Genomic DNA, 14,770 nt, shown 5'->3' with positions numbered 1-14,770 from the left:
CTGGTAAGGGCCAACCCTGCGCGACGTCCATGGCGTCCGACTGTGTGCGAGTTCGGGAACAATAATGGCAGACAGAACCCCGCTGAAAGTAGCCGATCACAACGACATCGCTGACGACGATCCGTTTGCGGAACTGACCAGGATCATGGGTTTCGACCCGCGCCAGCCGGTAAAGCCGCAGGTGCCTGTCCAGAAGGCTGCGCCCGCCAATCAGCCTGCCGCGGGCAGCGATTTCGACATCGACCTCGAGAAGGAGCTGATGGGCGAGTTCGGCGCCGAGGAAAGTGCCGCCGTCGCGCAGCCGCCAGAGCCGGCTTTCGAAACCGCAGCCTCCGTTGCGCTGGACGACGAGCTTGCGGCGTCGCTCGACCAGGACTTCGTGTTCGACGATATCGCGGACCATCACTTCGGCGCCCCGGCGCAAGCGGCCGCCGAGCCGCAGGCCGATGCGGAGCTCCAGGTCGAAGCGGAGTCGCAATTCGAAGCGGCCTTCGACGATGATTTCGGCCAGGCGGTCGCCAGTTCGCTCGAAGACGTCTCGCCGCTCGATGACGATCTGCCGATGGACGACGAGCTTGCCGCGTCGCTCGATCGCGAATTCCCGGGCGCCAATGAGGCGGTGGAGGCGGTCGACCACAACGTCGTCGAAGCTGCCGCGCCAGTGGCCGAAGCCGCTTTCGATGACGATCTCGAACATTCGGTTTCTCTGTCGCTCGAGGACGAGCTGACGCTAGACGGACATGGCCCTGCGGAGGATCATGCCGCGCCGGCCGTTGCTGCCGAATATGCAGCGCCTGTGCAGGCGGCTGCCGACCAGGCGATCCCCGAGGAGGACTTTTCCGGTCATTTCGACGAGGCGATGGCCGATGTCGACACGGATTTCGAAGCGCAGGCCGAAGCGCCGGCTGAAGCCGCGCAGGCCGAAGAGCCGGCTGAAGCCGATGGGATGCCGGCCGTCGAAGCGCTCGCCGAGGCCGCCTATGCCGCTGACGATGCCGAGGCCGATCTGCGGGCTTTTGAGGACGAATTCGAGATCGATCACGCGCCGGTCGACGAGCCGGTGGCTGCCGAAGCGCCTGCCGAGGCCGCTTACGTCACCGATGCCAATGACGATGCTCCCGAATTCGTCGCGCAGGAAGCGTTCGACGACAATTTCGAGCTTGATATCGACGATGCGCCGACCGCCGAGGATCAACAGCCGGCAGCCGAAGCCGCTGCCGAGGAAATCGCTCCGATTGCGCCCGCCGTCGTCGCGGTCGAGCCGCCGAAGCCCGCCGCCGAAGAGCGGAGCCTCGAGGACGAACTCAACGCTCTCCTCGGCGCCATGAGCGCGCGGCCGGTTCCCGTCGCCAGGGAAGCCGAGCCCGTCCGTCAGCCGGTGATCGAGACTCCCGCTCCCCAACAGCTGGCTGATGACCTCGATTGGAATCTCGACGGGCAGGAGCCAGCGTCCGGCGAGGATGCAGCGCCCTCCGCCGACATTGATTTCGACGACGACGCGTTCGATGCCGCCTTTGCCAGGGGTATCGGGGGCGATCAGGAGCCGAGCCATCCCGTGGCGTCGGCTTCCCCTTCGCAGGACTGGCTGCGCTCGGCACCGCCTGAGCCGGCCCGTTCCTGGAGCCGCGTGACACCGGTCGCAGCGGCCGCGCAGGCGACGTTCGCGGCCCAGCCGACGGCATCGGCGGCGCCGGTTTCGGCCGAGCCGTCATACCGGCAGGAGCCGGTCGTGGAGGAGGTTCCGGCCTATGCCGAGCCGGAGCCCGCGCCGCAGGACCAGCCGCAAGCCTATGACGAGATGCCCGACGTCGAAACCATCGACGTGCCGGAGCGCGTGGTGGCGCTTGCCGACGATCTCGATATTCCCGAGCTCAATTTCGAGGAAGAAAAGCCGGCGGCGCCAGCTTTTGACGATCTCGACGCCGAGTTCGCCGGCCTGCTGAACGACATGAACGCTGTCGATCTGGCGCCTGCGCCCGCACGCGCCGCCGCCTATGAGGACGACAGCTACGGCGCCGGGTTCAAGCCGGGCCACGATCACGGCGACGCGCGCGCCTATGCGGCGGCGAAGCCGGCTGAAATGCCGGCTGCCTCAGCGCCGGTTTCCCAGGCCGCCGCGACGGGCGGCTTCGATATTGACGATCTGCCGGGCAGCCGGCCGCTCGCGCAGGCCGACGATTTCGCGGTCGATGAGCTCGACTACGACCCCGAACTGGACCAGGAGATGGCGGTACCGGGCCTTGCCGAGCGTGAGGCCGCCAGGCCGCGCGGCCGTGGCGTGCTGATCGCCGCCGTCGTCGGCGCCGTGGCCCTGGCCGGTGGTCTTGGCGCCTTTGCCTTGTCGTTTGGTGGCAAGGGCGGCAGCGAGGCGCCGGTTATCGTCAAGGCCGACAACGCGCCGATCAAGGTCAAGCCGGAGAATCCGGGCGGCACGGTGGTGCCGAACCAGGACAACAAGGTCTATGACGCGGTGGTCAAGGGGACCAAGCCGGCCGAGCCGGTGCAGGAAAAGCTGGTCACCAACACCGAAGAGCCGGTCGATGTGAAAGCCAAGGAGCCGGAGAGCCGCGTCGTCGATCTTTCGCCCGCCGATGCTGCGCCGGGCATGGACGATGTGGGCAATGCCGCCGCGACCGCGATGCCGGGCGTGGATGCGCAGGCCAGCGCGGAAGCGGCGCCGGCGCCGAAATCCGAGGATCGCATAGCCCAGGTCCTGCAGGAAGCCGACAAAGGGACCAACCCGGAAGTCGTCGCTGTCGCGCCGCGCAAGGTCAGGACCATGATGGTCAAGCCCGATGGCTCGCTGGTTGCGCGCGAGGATCCTGCACCCGAGGCTGCTCCGCAGGTCGCTGCCGCCGAACCGGCCGATCCGGCGCCCCAGCATGTCGCCCCCGCGGCGCAGGCCGGTGCCGAGCAGACCGGCACCGTGGCGCCGGCGACCGATCAGGCAAGCGATCAGCCGACCGACCAGGTCGCCAGCGCCGACCAGTCCGATGCCGCTCAGCCGCTCAAGCCGGCGGCGCCGAAGCCCGAGGCCAAGGCTGAAGCCAAGACGCAGACCACCCACAGCCAGTCGGCCGACACGCCGGCCACTGTTCCGGTTGCGCCGCAGCGTCCGTCCGACCAGCCGGTCGACGTCGTCGGCGAGGTGAAGCCCGACCAGGTCGCCTCCATATCACCGAGCGCGGCAGCGGCGGGCGGCGGTTCGTGGTCGATGCAGATCGCCTCGCAGCCGACGGTTGAAAGCGCGCAGTCCACCTACCAGGACCTGCAGCGCCGCTACGGCAGCGTGCTGTCGGGCCGCACCGCCAACATCGTCAAGGCCGAGATCGCCGGCAAGGGCACCTTCTACCGCGTCCGCGTGCCGGCGCAGTCGCGCAACGACGCGATCGCCCTGTGCACCAGCTACAAGGCGGCCGGCGGCAACTGCTTCGTGTCGCGCTGAGGCTGGCTGCAATCAATCAAAACCGGCGCGGCTGCGAGGCTGCGCCGGTTTTTTGTGGACCGGGATCGGGCCTTCAGCCGCATGTTGGGCGGGGAGATTCCCTTTGTCCGCGCGAAGCCCTAAGCTTCCACGCATGACCGAATCAAAATCCATGATCCTCGGCTGCGCCGGGAAATCGCTCACCCCCGAGGAAATCCGTTTTTATCGCGGCGAACGACCGTGGGGGTTCATCCTGTTTGCCCGCAATGTCGGCGAGACCGAGCAGATCCGCGATCTGGTCGCCTCGATGCGCGACGCCGTCGGGCGCGCGGACGCGCCGGTGTTCATCGACCAGGAAGGCGGCCGGGTGCAACGCCTGCGGCCGCCATTGGCGCCGAACTATCCCGCGGGCGGCGCGCTCGGCGCGCTGTGGCGCAACGACCGCGAGGCTGGCCGCCGCGCCGCATGGCTGATGGCGCGGCTGCATGCCTTTGACCTGCTTCGCCATGGCATCACCGCCGATTGCCTGCCGGTGCTCGACGTGCCGGTGGAAGGCGCCAGCGACGTCATCGGCGCGCGCGCCTACGGCAAGGAGCCGGGCCCCGTCATCGAGCTTGGCCGCGCCGCCGCCGAGGGACTGATGTCGGGCGGCGTGCTGCCGGTGATGAAGCACATTCCGGGGCACGGGCGGGCCTTCGCCGACACGCATTTCGAACTGCCGACGGTCGATACGCCGCTCAGCGAGCTGCGCAGCCATGATTTCGCTCCGTTCAAGGCGCTCAACCAATTGCCGATGGCGATGACGGCGCATGTCGTCTACAGCGCCGTCGATCCGAACAACCCGGCGACGACCTCGGCAAAGGTGGTCAACGACATTATCCGCGGCGAGATCGGCTTCGACGGGCTGTTGATGAGCGACGACACCTCGATGAAGGCACTTTCTGGGGATTTCCCGGCAAAGGCGGCGGCGATCCTTGCGGCGGGCTGCGATCTGGTCCTTCACTGCAACGGGGTTTTCGAGGAAATGTCGGGCATCGCGTCACGCACCACGGCGCTTACCGGCAAGCCGCTCGAGCGCGCCGAGCGGGCGCTGACCTATATAAAGGATCGCGACCGCGCGAACGAGACCGAGATACGCGCCGAGTTTGCCACCTATTTCGACGCGGTGGCCTGACAGAGGAAAGAGACAGGGGCAGTGGCGGAAACATTGGACAGCAAGGCCGCGAAGGCCGCACCGATGGACCGTCTGTGGGCCGAGAACGACGATTCGCGCGTCACAGGCGATCCGTCGCTGGTCGTCGACGTCGCCGGCTTCGAGGGGCCGCTCGACCTTCTCTTGCACTTGGCGCGCAACCAGAAGGTCGATCTGGCGCGGATTTCCATCCTGGCGCTGGCCGAGCAGTATATCGCCTTCGTCGAGCAGGCGAGGGCGCTGAGGCTGGAGCTTGCGGCCGACTATCTGGTGATGGCGGCGTGGCTTGCCTTCCTGAAGTCGAAGCTTCTGATCCCGAAGCAGCCGGGCGAAGAGGGCGAAAGCGGCGAGGAACTGGCGGCGGTGCTGCAGTTCCGGCTGAAGCGGCTGGAGGCGATGCGCGATGCATCCGCCAGGCTGGTCAACCGCAACCGGCTCGGCCGCGACGTGTTCGCGCGCGGCATGCCGGAAATGGTCATCATCGAGAAGCGCAACGCATACTCCGCCTCGCTCTACGATCTGCTCACCGCCTATGCGCAGCAGCGCCAGAAGCAGGCGATCAACAATGTGACGATCGCCAGGCGTGGCGTGTGGTCGCTCAAGGATGCGCGCGACATCCTGAACAGGCTGGTCGGCACGCTCAGCGACTGGACGGCGCTGGACAGTTTCCTGATCGAGTATCTCGCCGCTCCGGAAGAGCGGCGCACGGCGGTCGCCAGCTCCTTTGCCGCGACGCTCGAACTGGTGCGTGAAGGCAAATTGGACTTGCGGCAGGAGCAGGTGTTCGCGCCGATCTATCTGCGCGGCCGCGCCCAAGGCATAAAGGCAGTCGAGGTGGTAGCATGAGCGAACGCGCCAACGCTTCGGTCATTCCGTTCAAGGTCGAAGACGAGGCCGAGGAAACTGCGGTCGAGCAGGCTTCGGTCGAGAATCCGGCCGAGCGGCTCGCTCTGGCGGAAGCCGTGCGCATGGCCGAGGCGATCGTCTTCGCCAGCGCCGAGCCGGTCAGCGAAAAGCAGCTTGCCGCGCGTCTGCCCGACGGCATCAACATCGCCGCCGCGATGGCCGACCTGCAGCAGATCTATGCCAGGCGCGGCGTCAATCTGGTGCGTGTCGGCGATGCCTGGGCCTTCCGCACCGCCGGCGACCTGGCGTTCCTGATGAGCCGCGACACAGTCCAGCAAAGGAAGCTGTCCCGCGCCGCGCTCGAGGTTCTGGCGATCATCGCCTACCACCAGCCGGTGACGCGCGCCGAGATTGAGGACATCAGGGGCGTCGAAACCTCGAAGGGCACGCTCGACACGCTGATGGAGACGGAATGGATCAGGATGCGCGGCCGTCGCCGCACGCCCGGCCGCCCCGTCACCTACGGTACGACGGACGCCTTCCTCGACCATTTCGCGCTGGAGGAGATCCGCGATCTTCCAGGCATGGAGGAACTGAAAGGCGCCGGGCTGCTTTCGACCCGCATGCCGTCGAATTTCTCGGTGCCGCTGCCGCCGGCCGACCCCGACGCGCTGGCCGAGGACGAGGATGCATTGACCGACATCGACCTCGAGGAACTCGGTCTTCTGACGCCGCGCGTCACGGAAGATTGACCTGCCTGCCGCTGTCAAAAGCAGCGCTGCGAGGGTAGATGCGCCGATTGGTAGCGGGCGGCATTACCGAAAATGCGTGACATCCGCCGCGCTGTCATAAACTTTGTCGCGGTTGTGTTTGAATCCCAACGCGAAAGCGCATAGATCATCGCCAGGGAAAACATTCGAGAGAGAGTAGCTATGGGTTCGTTTTCGATTTGGCACTGGATGATCGTCCTGGTGATCGTGCTGCTGGTGTTCGGCCGCGGCAAGATTCCGGAGCTGATGGGCGACATGGCCAAGGGCATCAAGAGCTTCAAGAAGGGCATGGCCGACGACGACACCGCCGACGACAAGCGCACCGTCGAGCATCGCGCGGACGAGACCGTTTCGACGGTGAAGGAAAAGGCCAGCAAGAGCTGAGCCCGAGGTTCTAGTCGGAACAGATTGCCATGTTTGAAGTCGGCTGGACCGAGATGCTGGTGATCGCGGTCGTCATGATCGTGGTCGTCGGGCCGAAGGATTTGCCCAATATGCTGCGCACCTTCGGCCGCACGACGGCAAAGCTGCGTGCCATGGCCGGCGACTTCCAGAAGCAGTTCAACGAGGCGCTGAAGGAAGCCGAACTCGACGACGTCAAGAAGTCGGTGGACGAGCTCAGGGGCCTCAGCCCGGTCGCCGAGATCCGCAAGCAGCTCAATCCGTTCGAACAGGCGGCGGCCGATGTCCGCTCCGGCGTCGATGCCGCGATGAAGCCGAAGCCTGCCGTCGATCCGGCCACGCCCGCCGCTTCGACGCCGCAGGCCAGCGAGCCGCTGAAGAACGGCGCGACGGTATTGCCTGGCGTCGAGACACCTGAAGCGACGCCGGCGGCGCCCATCTTCCCGGCGATGACCGACGATGCCGTTGTGGCGCCGGCAGTTGCCGCTGCAACGGCGGCGCCGCAGAAGGTGGACGCCAAGAAGCCGGCCGCGGCGAAGACTGCCAAGGCACCCGCAACCGTGGCGAAGGCTGCGAAGGCGCAGGCAAAGCCGACGCCGGTGAAAGCCGCCAAGCCAGCCGCACCAGCAAAGACAACGAAGCCGGCCGCAACCAAGCCGGCGAGCAAGGCTGAAGTGAAGGCGGCGCCAGTGACGAAGCCGGCGACGGCGAAGCCCTCGCCCAAGAAGACGGCGCCGGCGACGAAGCCCGCGCCGGCGACGAAGCCCGCGCCCAAGAAGACGGCGGGAGCCGCCAAGTGAGCGTCACGGATCAGGAAAGAGACGAAATCGAGAAATCGTCGGCGCCGCTGATCGAGCATCTGATCGAGCTGCGCCGGCGGCTGATCTGGTCGCTGGGAGGCTTCTTCGTCGCCTTTCTCGTCTGCTTCTTCTTCGCCAAGCGGCTGTTCAACCTCCTGGTCGTGCCGTTCAAATGGGCGACGCAATGGGCCGGGCTCGACCCGCACAAGGTCGAGCTGATTTATACGGCGCCCCAGGAGTTCTTCTTCACGCAGGTCAAGCTCGCCATGTTCGGCGGCATGGTGATCGCCTTCCCGCTGATCGCCACGCAGATCTACAAATTTATCGCGCCCGGCCTCTACAAGAACGAGCGCAACGCCTTCCTGCCGTTCCTGATCGCCTCGCCGATCCTGTTCCTGATGGGCGCCTCGCTGGTCTATTTCTTCTTTACGCCGATGGTGATGTGGTTCTTCCTCGCCATGCAGCAGACCGGCACCAACGACCAGGTGCAGATCTCGCTGCTGCCGAAAGTCTCGGAATATCTCAGCCTGATCATGACGCTGATCTTCTCCTTCGGCCTGGTGTTCCAGCTGCCGGTGGTGACCAGCCTGATGACCAGGGTCGGCATGCTGTCGTCGAAGGCGCTGGCCGAGAAGCGCAAATGGGCGATCGTCATCGCCTTCGTCGTTGCCGCCGTGCTGACGCCGCCGGATCCGATGAGCCAGATCGGCCTGGCCATCCCGACCATCCTGCTCTACGAGGTCGCCATCTGGTCGGCCCGGCTGATCGAACGCAGCCAGGAGCGGGACCGTCTGGCGCGCGAGAAGCAGGAGGCAGGCGAGGCCGTGGCCGACAAGACGCCGGACGAGCCCTCGGCGCCGGCGGCATCGTAACGCGGCGGCGGCGGAAAACGGTAACCGCCGCCCGGCCCATCTTGCATCGATCGTGGATGCGGTTTACGCCCTCGAGCCTTAGCTCAGGAGCGTTCAGACCATGCTTGACATCAAATGGATTCGCGACAACCCGAAGGCCCTTGCCGAGGCGCTGGTCAAGCGCTCGTGGTCGGCGGCCGAGGCGCAGTCCACCGTCGATGGCCTGATCGCCAGCGACGAGGCGCGGCGCGAGCATCTGACCGAACTGCAGGTCAAGCAGGAACGCCGCAACGCCGCCTCGAAGGAGATCGGCAACGCCATGCGTTCGGGCGATGCCGCTCTGGCCGAAAAACTGAAAGCCGAAGTCGGCGAGATCAAGGCCTTCATCCAGAACGGCGAGGCGCGCGAGCGCGAGCTCGACAAGGCGCTGAACGATGCGCTGGCGGTCCTGCCCAACGTGCCGCTGGATGAGGTTCCGGTCGGCAAGGACGAGCACGACAATGTGGTGAAGCGCATTGTCGGCGAGGTGCCTGCGCGCCCGAACTGGGTGAAGGAGCACTTCGAAGTCGGCGAAGCGCTGGGCATGATGGATTTCGAGCGGGCGGCAAGGCTGTCAGGCTCGCGCTTCACGGTGCTTAAGAGCCAGCTGGCGCGGATGGAGCGCGCGCTCGGCCAGTTCATGCTCGATCTGCACACGACCGAGCATGGCTACGAGGAGGTTATCCCGCCGCTGATGGTCAAGGACGATGTCCTCTTCGGCACCAACCAATTGCCGAAGTTCGAGCTCGACCTGTTTTTCACGCCGCATGGCGACGGCAGGCTGGGCTTGATCCCGACCGCCGAGGTGCCGCTCACCAACCTGGTGCGCGAAGAAATCACCGCGCATGAAAAGCTGCCGCTGCGCTACACGGCGCTGACGCCGTGCTTCCGCTCGGAAGCGGGCTCGGCCGGGCGCGACACCCGCGGCATGCTGCGCCAGCACCAGTTCTACAAGGTGGAACTGGTCTCGATCACCGACCAGGAAAGCTCGATCGCCGAGCACGAACGGATGACGGCCTGCGCCGAGGAAGTGCTGAAGCGGCTGGAGCTGCCGTTCCGCACCATGACGCTGTGCACCGGCGACATGGGCTTCGGCGCGCGCAAGACCTATGACATCGAGGTCTGGCTGCCCGGCCAGAACGCCTATCGCGAAATCTCGTCCTGTTCGGTCTGCGGCGACTTCCAGGCACGACGCATGGACGCTCGCTACAAGGACAAGGACGGCAAGGGCAACCGCTTCGTCCACACGCTGAACGGTTCGGGCACCGCGGTCGGCCGGGCTCTTATCGCCGTCATCGAAAACTACCAGAATGAGGATGGCAGCGTAACCATTCCTGAAGCGCTTCGGCCTTACATGGGTGGTCTGACCAAGATCGAATCGAAGTAATGCGCATTCTCTTGACCAATGATGACGGCATCCATGCCGAGGGCCTGGCGTCGCTCGAACGCATCGCGCGCACGCTGTCGGACGACGTCTGGGTGGTGGCGCCGGAGCAGGATCAATCCGGCTACGCGCATTCGCTGTCGATCTCCGAGCCGCTGCGGCTGCGCAAGATTGGCGACAAGCACTACGCCGTGCGCGGCACGCCGACCGATTGCGTCATCATGGGTGTCAAGAAGATCCTGCCGGGCATGCCCGACCTCATCCTGTCCGGCGTCAATTCCGGCGCCAACATCGCCGACGACGTCACCTATTCCGGCACGGTCGCCGGCGCCATGGAGGGCGCATTGCTCGGCGTGCGCTCGATCGCGGTCAGCCAGGCCTATTCCTATGCCGGCGAGGACCGCGTCGTTCCCTACGAGACCACCGAGGCGCTGGCGCCGGCGCTGCTGAAAAAGCTGGTGGCGATGCCATTGCCGGACGGCGTGCTGCTCAACGTCAATTTTCCGAATTGCGCGCCCGACGAGATCGAGGGCACCGTCGTCACCTCGCAAGGCAAGCTGGTGCACAGCCTGTGGGTGGACGAGCGCCGCGACGGGCGCGGCCTGCCTTACTACTGGTTGCGCTTTGGCCGCGAGCCGGTCGAAGGCAAGAAGGGCACCGATCTCCATGCCATGCGCAACCGACTGGTGTCGGTGACGCCGCTGCAGCTCGACCTTACAGCTCATGAAATTCGCGACCAACTGACCAAGGCGCTCGCATGAACCAGCCGATTTCAGTCGACGACCGCGAAGGCTTTGCCGCCTTCCTGCTGCGCCTGCGCGGCCGGGGGTCGGCGCCGAAGCCGCTGATTGCCGCCTTCGAGGCGACGCCACGCCGTGGCTTCCTGTCCGGACAGTTCCATTCGCTCGCCTGGTCGGACGGCATGCTGCCGATCGAATGCGGCGAGGCGATCGAGGGCGCCGACCTGCAGGCCGCAGTGCTCGCGGCGCTTGGCATCGAGCCCGGCAACCGCGTGCTGGAGATCGGCACCGGGACTGGCTACACGGCGGCGGTGATGTCGCGGCTGGCGTCGCGCGTCGTCACCATCGACCGTTACAAGACGCTGACCGAGCAGGCCAAACAGCGCTTCGAGGCGCTCGGCATCGGCAATGTCATCGTCCGCCAGGCGGATGGCTCCAACGGACTGCCGAATGAAGGGCCGTTCGACCGCATCGTTGCCTGGGCTGCCTTCGACAACCTGCCGCGTTTCCTGCTCGACCAGTTGTCGAGCGGCGGTGTGGTCATCACGCCGATCGGCCCGGAGGAGGGCGAGCAGGTGCTGGCAAAGCTCACCAAAGTCGGCAGCCGCTTCGAGCGCGAGGACATCGGTATCGTCAGGCTGCAGCCGATCCTGCGCAGCGTCGCCGCCGTCATTTGACCTTCCTCGAATATTTTAAGAAAATTTTCGCCGGATTCTAAGGGGTTAACCGGCCAGTAACATTAACGCGCTTTAATCATGACCAGTTTGTACCGGGTCTGTGCGGGTTAAGTGCGATGCAATTCAGTGTTTTGAAGGCAAACGGACGCAATCTGGCGCGTGGCTGCGCCGTCCTCATGATTGCAGGCGCCGCTGCGGGGTGCAGCTCCCAGGTCGCCCGCTTCAACGGTGTCGACGACGTCTTCACCTCCTCGACCAACAATCAGCGCGCCATCATCGATAAACAGGATGCCGCCCAACCCTATCCGGGCGACACTGCGATGGCGCCGGCGCCGGTCGATGGCAGCCACACCCAGTCGGTGAGCCGCTCCAGCCTGGAGCCGGTTTCCGTGCAGCAGCTGCCGCCGCCGGTGTCACAGCCGGCCCAGGCGCCCGCCGCGAAGCCGATGCGCACCGCTTCGGCCCCGGTCCTGGCGCCGCCCGCCACGCATGTCGACAGGACGACCACCGGCACCGTCGCCCCGGCGGCGAAGCCGTTCAAGGAGGCGCAGCCCGACTCGAAGATGGCGGCCGCCGGCACGCCTCACGCCACCGAGATCGTGGTCCGGGACGGCGAGACCATCTCCGGCCTGGCGCAGCGCTACAAGGTGCCGGCCGACGTGATCATGAAGGTCAACGGTCTGAGTGCGACCAAGGGCCTGAAGACAGGCCAGAAGCTGGTCATTCCCGCCTATGCCTATTCGAGCAAGGAGCCGGCGCAGAAACTCGCCGACACCAAGCCCGCGAATGCGCCGAAGCCCGCCAGCGCGCCCGAGAAGATCGCCGTGCTGCCGCAGCAGCCCAAGCTCAAGGACGGCAAGTCGGCCGCGCCGGTCGACGCTTCTGCCGCCGCCAGCGGATCGAAGGACGCCAAGCCCGCGACGCAGGTCGCCTCCGCCAAGCCGGCTGGCGCCGGCGGCACCTACACGGTCCAGCAGGGCGACTCGCTGTCGTCCATCGCCAGGAAGACCGGTGTCGGCGTCGTGGCCCTGAAGCAGGCGAACGGCATGCAGGACGGCCTGCTCAAGATCGGCCAGACGCTGAAGGTTCCGGCCGGCGGCACGGCGACTGTCGCCGCCGCGAAGCCGGTCAAGGTCGATCCGGTGACGACGGCCACCACGCAGCCGGCGGCCAAGCCGACCGAGACGCTCGCCTCCTACACGCCGCCGAAGAAGGACGCCAAGGTCATCCAGCAGGCCGAGGACGACGACGCGGTGGCGCCGGATGCCACCGGCATCGGCAAGATGCGCTGGCCGGTGCGCGGCCGCGTGATCTCCAATTTTGGCGGCGGCAAGGACGGCGTCGACATTGCGGTCCCGGAGGGCACGCCGGTCAAGGCTGCAGAGAACGGCGTCGTCATCTATGCCGGCGACGGGCTGAAGGAATTCGGCAACACCGTTCTGGTGCGGCACGAGAACGGGCTGGTCACCGTCTACGGCCATGCCAGCTCGATCGAGGTGCAGCGCGGCCAGAAGGTCAAGCGCGGCCAGGAGATCGCGCTGTCGGGCATGAGCGGCACCACCGACTCGCCGAAGCTGCACTTCGAGGTGCGCAAGAACTCCGCCCCGGTCGATCCGTCGGGCTATCTCGAATAGAAGAAGAACAATTGCGGGCCGTCTGAGACCTCCAGTCCAGCCCGCCGGCTCAGCCCGCTCCGCAAGGGGCGGGCTTTTTCAGTCGCTGCCGGCACCGCTTTGGCAAACGTCCAGCGCCGCGGCATACGGGTGGCGAACTCAAGCTTGCGTTGATCCGGTGAAGAAGCCTTCCAGTTCCGCGAAGCCCATCGCTTCCTCGGAAAACCGGAAGGTGCCCGCGGATTTCATCTCCCGCACGGCGTGGACGAACTTGCCATAGGCGAGCCGCGCCAGCGCCGAGCCGACGCTGATCCGCTTGACGCCAGCATCCGCCAATTCGGCCACGCCAAACGTGGCGCCGGGCATGCCCATGACGATATTGACCGGTTTCGTCACGGCGCCACAGACGGTGCGGATCATGCCGAGGTCGTGGAGGCCGGGCGCATAGAGCACATCGGCGCCGGCCTTCTCGAAAGCCTGCAGCCTTCTGATGGTGTCATCCAGATCGGGGCGGCCCCACAGGAAGTTCTCGCAGCGCGCCGTCAGGACGAAATCATCCGGCAGGGCGCGGCGCGCCTGTGCGGCCGCCTCGATCCGCTCGACCGCCAGCGCGAATTCATAGATCGGATCGTCATGCCTGCCGGTATGGTCTTCGAGAGAACATCCGGCAAGGCCGATGCCGGCCGCGGCCTCGATCGTCTCGGCAGCACTTTGCGGACTGTCGCCGAAGCCCTTTTCGAGATCGGCGGAGACGGGCAGTGGCGTTGCCGCCACGATGGACCGACAGTGACTTAGCGTATCCTCTCGCGAGACCTGTCCTTCGGCGACACCAAGGGAAAACGCCATGCCGGCACTGGTGGTGGCGAGGGCCCGAAAACCCATGGCCGCCAGAATTCGTGCCGTGCCTATGTCCCAGGGATTGGGAATGATGAACGTACCTGGTTCCTGATGAAGCCTGCGAAACGCCGCGCCCTTGCTCTCCAATGCGTTCTCCCTCGGGCTTCGAGTCACCGAAGGAAGATGACACAACAATCGGAACAAATAAAGAACAAGTGCTGCGCTTGGTCGTAACGTCAGCAGGCCTCATGTGCGCCTGCTTTCGGATGACAGCTATCAGTCCGTCAGCGGCTTGCCGAGACGTCCCGCCAGATCCTGTGTGAACTGCCAGGCGACGCGGCCGGAGCGGCTGCCGCGCGTCGTCGCCCATTCCAGCGCCTCGGCGCGCAGCGTCTCGGGGTCGATGGCCAGGCCGTGATGGCGGACATAGCCGTCGATCATGTCGAGATATTCGTCCTGCGAGCATTTGTGGAAGCCGAGCCAGAGGCCGAAACGGTCGGACAGCGAGACCTTCTCCTCGACCGCTTCAGAGGGATTGATGGCGGTCGAGCGCTCATTGTCGATCATGTCGCGCGGCAACAGATGCCGCCGGTTCGAGGTGGCGTAGAAGATGACATTGGCCGGACGGCCTTCGACGCCGCCTTCAAGTGCCGCCTTCAGCGACTTGTAGGACGTGTCGTCCTGGTCGAAGGAGAGGTCGTCGCAAAACAGGATGAAGCGGAAGGGGGCGGCCTTGAGCAATCCCATCAGCTTGGGCAGCGTGTCGATGTCCTCGCGGTGGATCTCGATCAGCTTGAGCGGCCGATCGAGCTTGTCGGAGGCATTGACCGCTGCGTGCACCGCCTTGACCAGCGACGATTTGCCCATGCCGCGCGCACCCCACAACAGCACGTTGTTGGCGGCAAAGCCCGCGGCGAAGCGCTCGGTGTTGTCGACAAGGATGTCTCGGACGCGATCGACGCCGCGGATCAGCCCGATGTCGACGCGGTTGACCTTGCGCACCGGCTCCAGATAGCCGGGATCGGCCTGCCAGACGAAGCAATCGGCCCCGGCAAGGTCTGTTTGCGGCACCGGCGGCGGGGCAAGCCGGGTGACCGCTTCGATCAGGCGGTCGAGCTTCTGGTTCAGGGCGTCGAGGGTGCTGTCGGTCATGTCTTGTCTTTTGATCTGGCGTTCGGGATCGGGCAGGCGGAAA

13 protein-coding genes are annotated in these 14,770 nt (G+C 65.9%); 11 read left to right on the top strand and 2 right to left on the bottom strand.

The genetic code is table 11. The features are described from left to right. The first annotated feature begins 64 nt into the window (after positions 1-64). The 11 genes from EN846_RS19370 to EN846_RS19320 all read left to right on the top strand — a co-directional run bounded on the left by EN846_RS19370 (position 65) and on the right by EN846_RS19320 (position 12,759). Positions 65-3,445: an SPOR domain-containing protein gene (locus EN846_RS19370; protein ID WP_135858378.1), complete on the top strand. Its 3,381-nt coding sequence runs from the start codon at positions 65-67 to the stop codon at positions 3,443-3,445. Positions 3,446-3,578: 133 nt separating this feature from the next. Then, positions 3,579-4,598 carry a beta-N-acetylhexosaminidase gene (gene nagZ, locus EN846_RS19365; RefSeq protein WP_127286568.1) on the top strand — a complete coding sequence of 340 codons (1,020 nt, stop codon included), beginning with the start codon at positions 3,579-3,581 and terminating at the stop codon, positions 4,596-4,598. A 63-nt stretch (positions 4,599-4,661) separates the two neighbouring features. Further along, entirely contained in the window at positions 4,662-5,462 is an 801-nt protein-coding gene (locus EN846_RS19360; RefSeq protein WP_127393928.1) for a ScpA family protein, read from the top strand. Then, on the top strand, positions 5,459-6,214 hold the full coding sequence (gene scpB, locus EN846_RS19355) for an SMC-Scp complex subunit ScpB (RefSeq protein ID WP_127286569.1): 756 nt from the start codon (positions 5,459-5,461) through the stop codon (positions 6,212-6,214). Before EN846_RS19360 ends, scpB begins: the two co-directional genes overlap by 4 nt. Before the next feature lie 180 nt (positions 6,215-6,394). Then, the gene (locus EN846_RS19350) at positions 6,395-6,616 is read left to right on the top strand and encodes a twin-arginine translocase TatA/TatE family subunit (RefSeq protein ID WP_127286570.1); all 222 of its coding nucleotides are present in this window, start codon (positions 6,395-6,397) and stop codon (positions 6,614-6,616) included. A gap of 29 nt (positions 6,617-6,645) precedes the next feature. Then, a complete protein-coding gene (gene tatB / locus EN846_RS19345; protein WP_135858380.1) occupies positions 6,646-7,434 on the top strand; it encodes a Sec-independent protein translocase protein TatB in 789 nt (262 codons plus the stop codon). After that, on the top strand, positions 7,431-8,306 hold the full coding sequence (gene tatC / locus EN846_RS19340) for a twin-arginine translocase subunit TatC (RefSeq protein WP_127394111.1): 876 nt from the start codon (positions 7,431-7,433) through the stop codon (positions 8,304-8,306). Before tatB ends, tatC begins: the two co-directional genes overlap by 4 nt. A gap of 100 nt (positions 8,307-8,406) precedes the next feature. Continuing rightward, positions 8,407-9,711, top strand: a complete 1,305-nt coding sequence (serS, locus tag EN846_RS19335) for a serine--tRNA ligase (RefSeq protein WP_128346032.1) — start codon at positions 8,407-8,409, stop codon at positions 9,709-9,711. After that, positions 9,711-10,469 (top strand): 5'/3'-nucleotidase SurE, encoded by a 759-nt coding sequence (gene surE, locus EN846_RS19330; RefSeq protein WP_126054204.1) that lies wholly within the window; start codon positions 9,711-9,713, stop codon positions 10,467-10,469. Before serS ends, surE begins: the two co-directional genes overlap by 1 nt. Beyond that, complete coding sequence (locus EN846_RS19325; protein ID WP_127394322.1) at positions 10,466-11,125, top strand: protein-L-isoaspartate(D-aspartate) O-methyltransferase; 660 nt, start codon at positions 10,466-10,468, stop codon at positions 11,123-11,125. The genes surE and EN846_RS19325 overlap by 4 nt, the downstream gene beginning before the upstream one ends. 116 nt (positions 11,126-11,241) lie before the next feature. Then, positions 11,242-12,759 carry a LysM peptidoglycan-binding domain-containing M23 family metallopeptidase gene (locus tag EN846_RS19320; RefSeq protein WP_128346033.1) on the top strand — a complete coding sequence of 506 codons (1,518 nt, stop codon included), beginning with the start codon at positions 11,242-11,244 and terminating at the stop codon, positions 12,757-12,759. 138 nt (positions 12,760-12,897) lie between these two features. On the opposite strand, the gene EN846_RS19315 is transcribed toward EN846_RS19320, so the two are convergent. After that, a complete protein-coding gene (locus EN846_RS19315; RefSeq protein ID WP_127392847.1) occupies positions 12,898-13,722 on the bottom strand; it encodes an isocitrate lyase/phosphoenolpyruvate mutase family protein in 825 nt (274 codons plus the stop codon). Positions 13,723-13,851: 129 nt separating this feature from the next. Beyond that, the gene (locus EN846_RS19310) at positions 13,852-14,727 is read right to left on the bottom strand and encodes an ATP-binding protein (RefSeq protein ID WP_127392846.1); all 876 of its coding nucleotides are present in this window, start codon (positions 14,725-14,727) and stop codon (positions 13,852-13,854) included. Positions 14,728-14,770 lie beyond the last annotated feature (43 nt).

This window comes from Mesorhizobium sp. M4B.F.Ca.ET.203.01.1.1, from assembly GCF_004791025.1.
Taxonomy (GTDB): Bacteria; Pseudomonadota; Alphaproteobacteria; order Rhizobiales; family Rhizobiaceae; genus Mesorhizobium; species Mesorhizobium abyssinicae.
Note: the sequence above shows the minus strand (reverse complement) of the source record. Positions and strands in the feature narration are given on the sequence as shown.

What these genes read in the sequence shown, in the direction of transcription:
- nagZ (WP_127286568.1), top strand. Translation starts at nt 3,579, where the DNA reads ATGACCGAATCAAAATCCATGATCCTCGGCTGCGCCGGGAAATCGCTC.
- EN846_RS19350 (WP_127286570.1), top strand. Translation starts at nt 6,395, where the DNA reads ATGGGTTCGTTTTCGATTTGGCACTGGATGATCGTCCTGGTGATCGTG.
- EN846_RS19370 (WP_135858378.1), top strand. Translation starts at nt 65, where the DNA reads ATGGCAGACAGAACCCCGCTGAAAGTAGCCGATCACAACGACATCGCT.
- EN846_RS19310 (WP_127392846.1), bottom strand. Translation starts at nt 14,727, where the DNA reads ATGACCGACAGCACCCTCGACGCCCTGAACCAGAAGCTCGACCGCCTG.
- tatB (WP_135858380.1), top strand. Translation starts at nt 6,646, where the DNA reads ATGTTTGAAGTCGGCTGGACCGAGATGCTGGTGATCGCGGTCGTCATG.
- scpB (WP_127286569.1), top strand. Translation starts at nt 5,459, where the DNA reads ATGAGCGAACGCGCCAACGCTTCGGTCATTCCGTTCAAGGTCGAAGAC.
- EN846_RS19320 (WP_128346033.1), top strand. Translation starts at nt 11,242, where the DNA reads ATGCAATTCAGTGTTTTGAAGGCAAACGGACGCAATCTGGCGCGTGGC.
- serS (WP_128346032.1), top strand. Translation starts at nt 8,407, where the DNA reads ATGCTTGACATCAAATGGATTCGCGACAACCCGAAGGCCCTTGCCGAG.
- EN846_RS19360 (WP_127393928.1), top strand. Translation starts at nt 4,662, where the DNA reads ATGGACCGTCTGTGGGCCGAGAACGACGATTCGCGCGTCACAGGCGAT.
- surE (WP_126054204.1), top strand. Translation starts at nt 9,711, where the DNA reads ATGCGCATTCTCTTGACCAATGATGACGGCATCCATGCCGAGGGCCTG.
- EN846_RS19325 (WP_127394322.1), top strand. Translation starts at nt 10,466, where the DNA reads ATGAACCAGCCGATTTCAGTCGACGACCGCGAAGGCTTTGCCGCCTTC.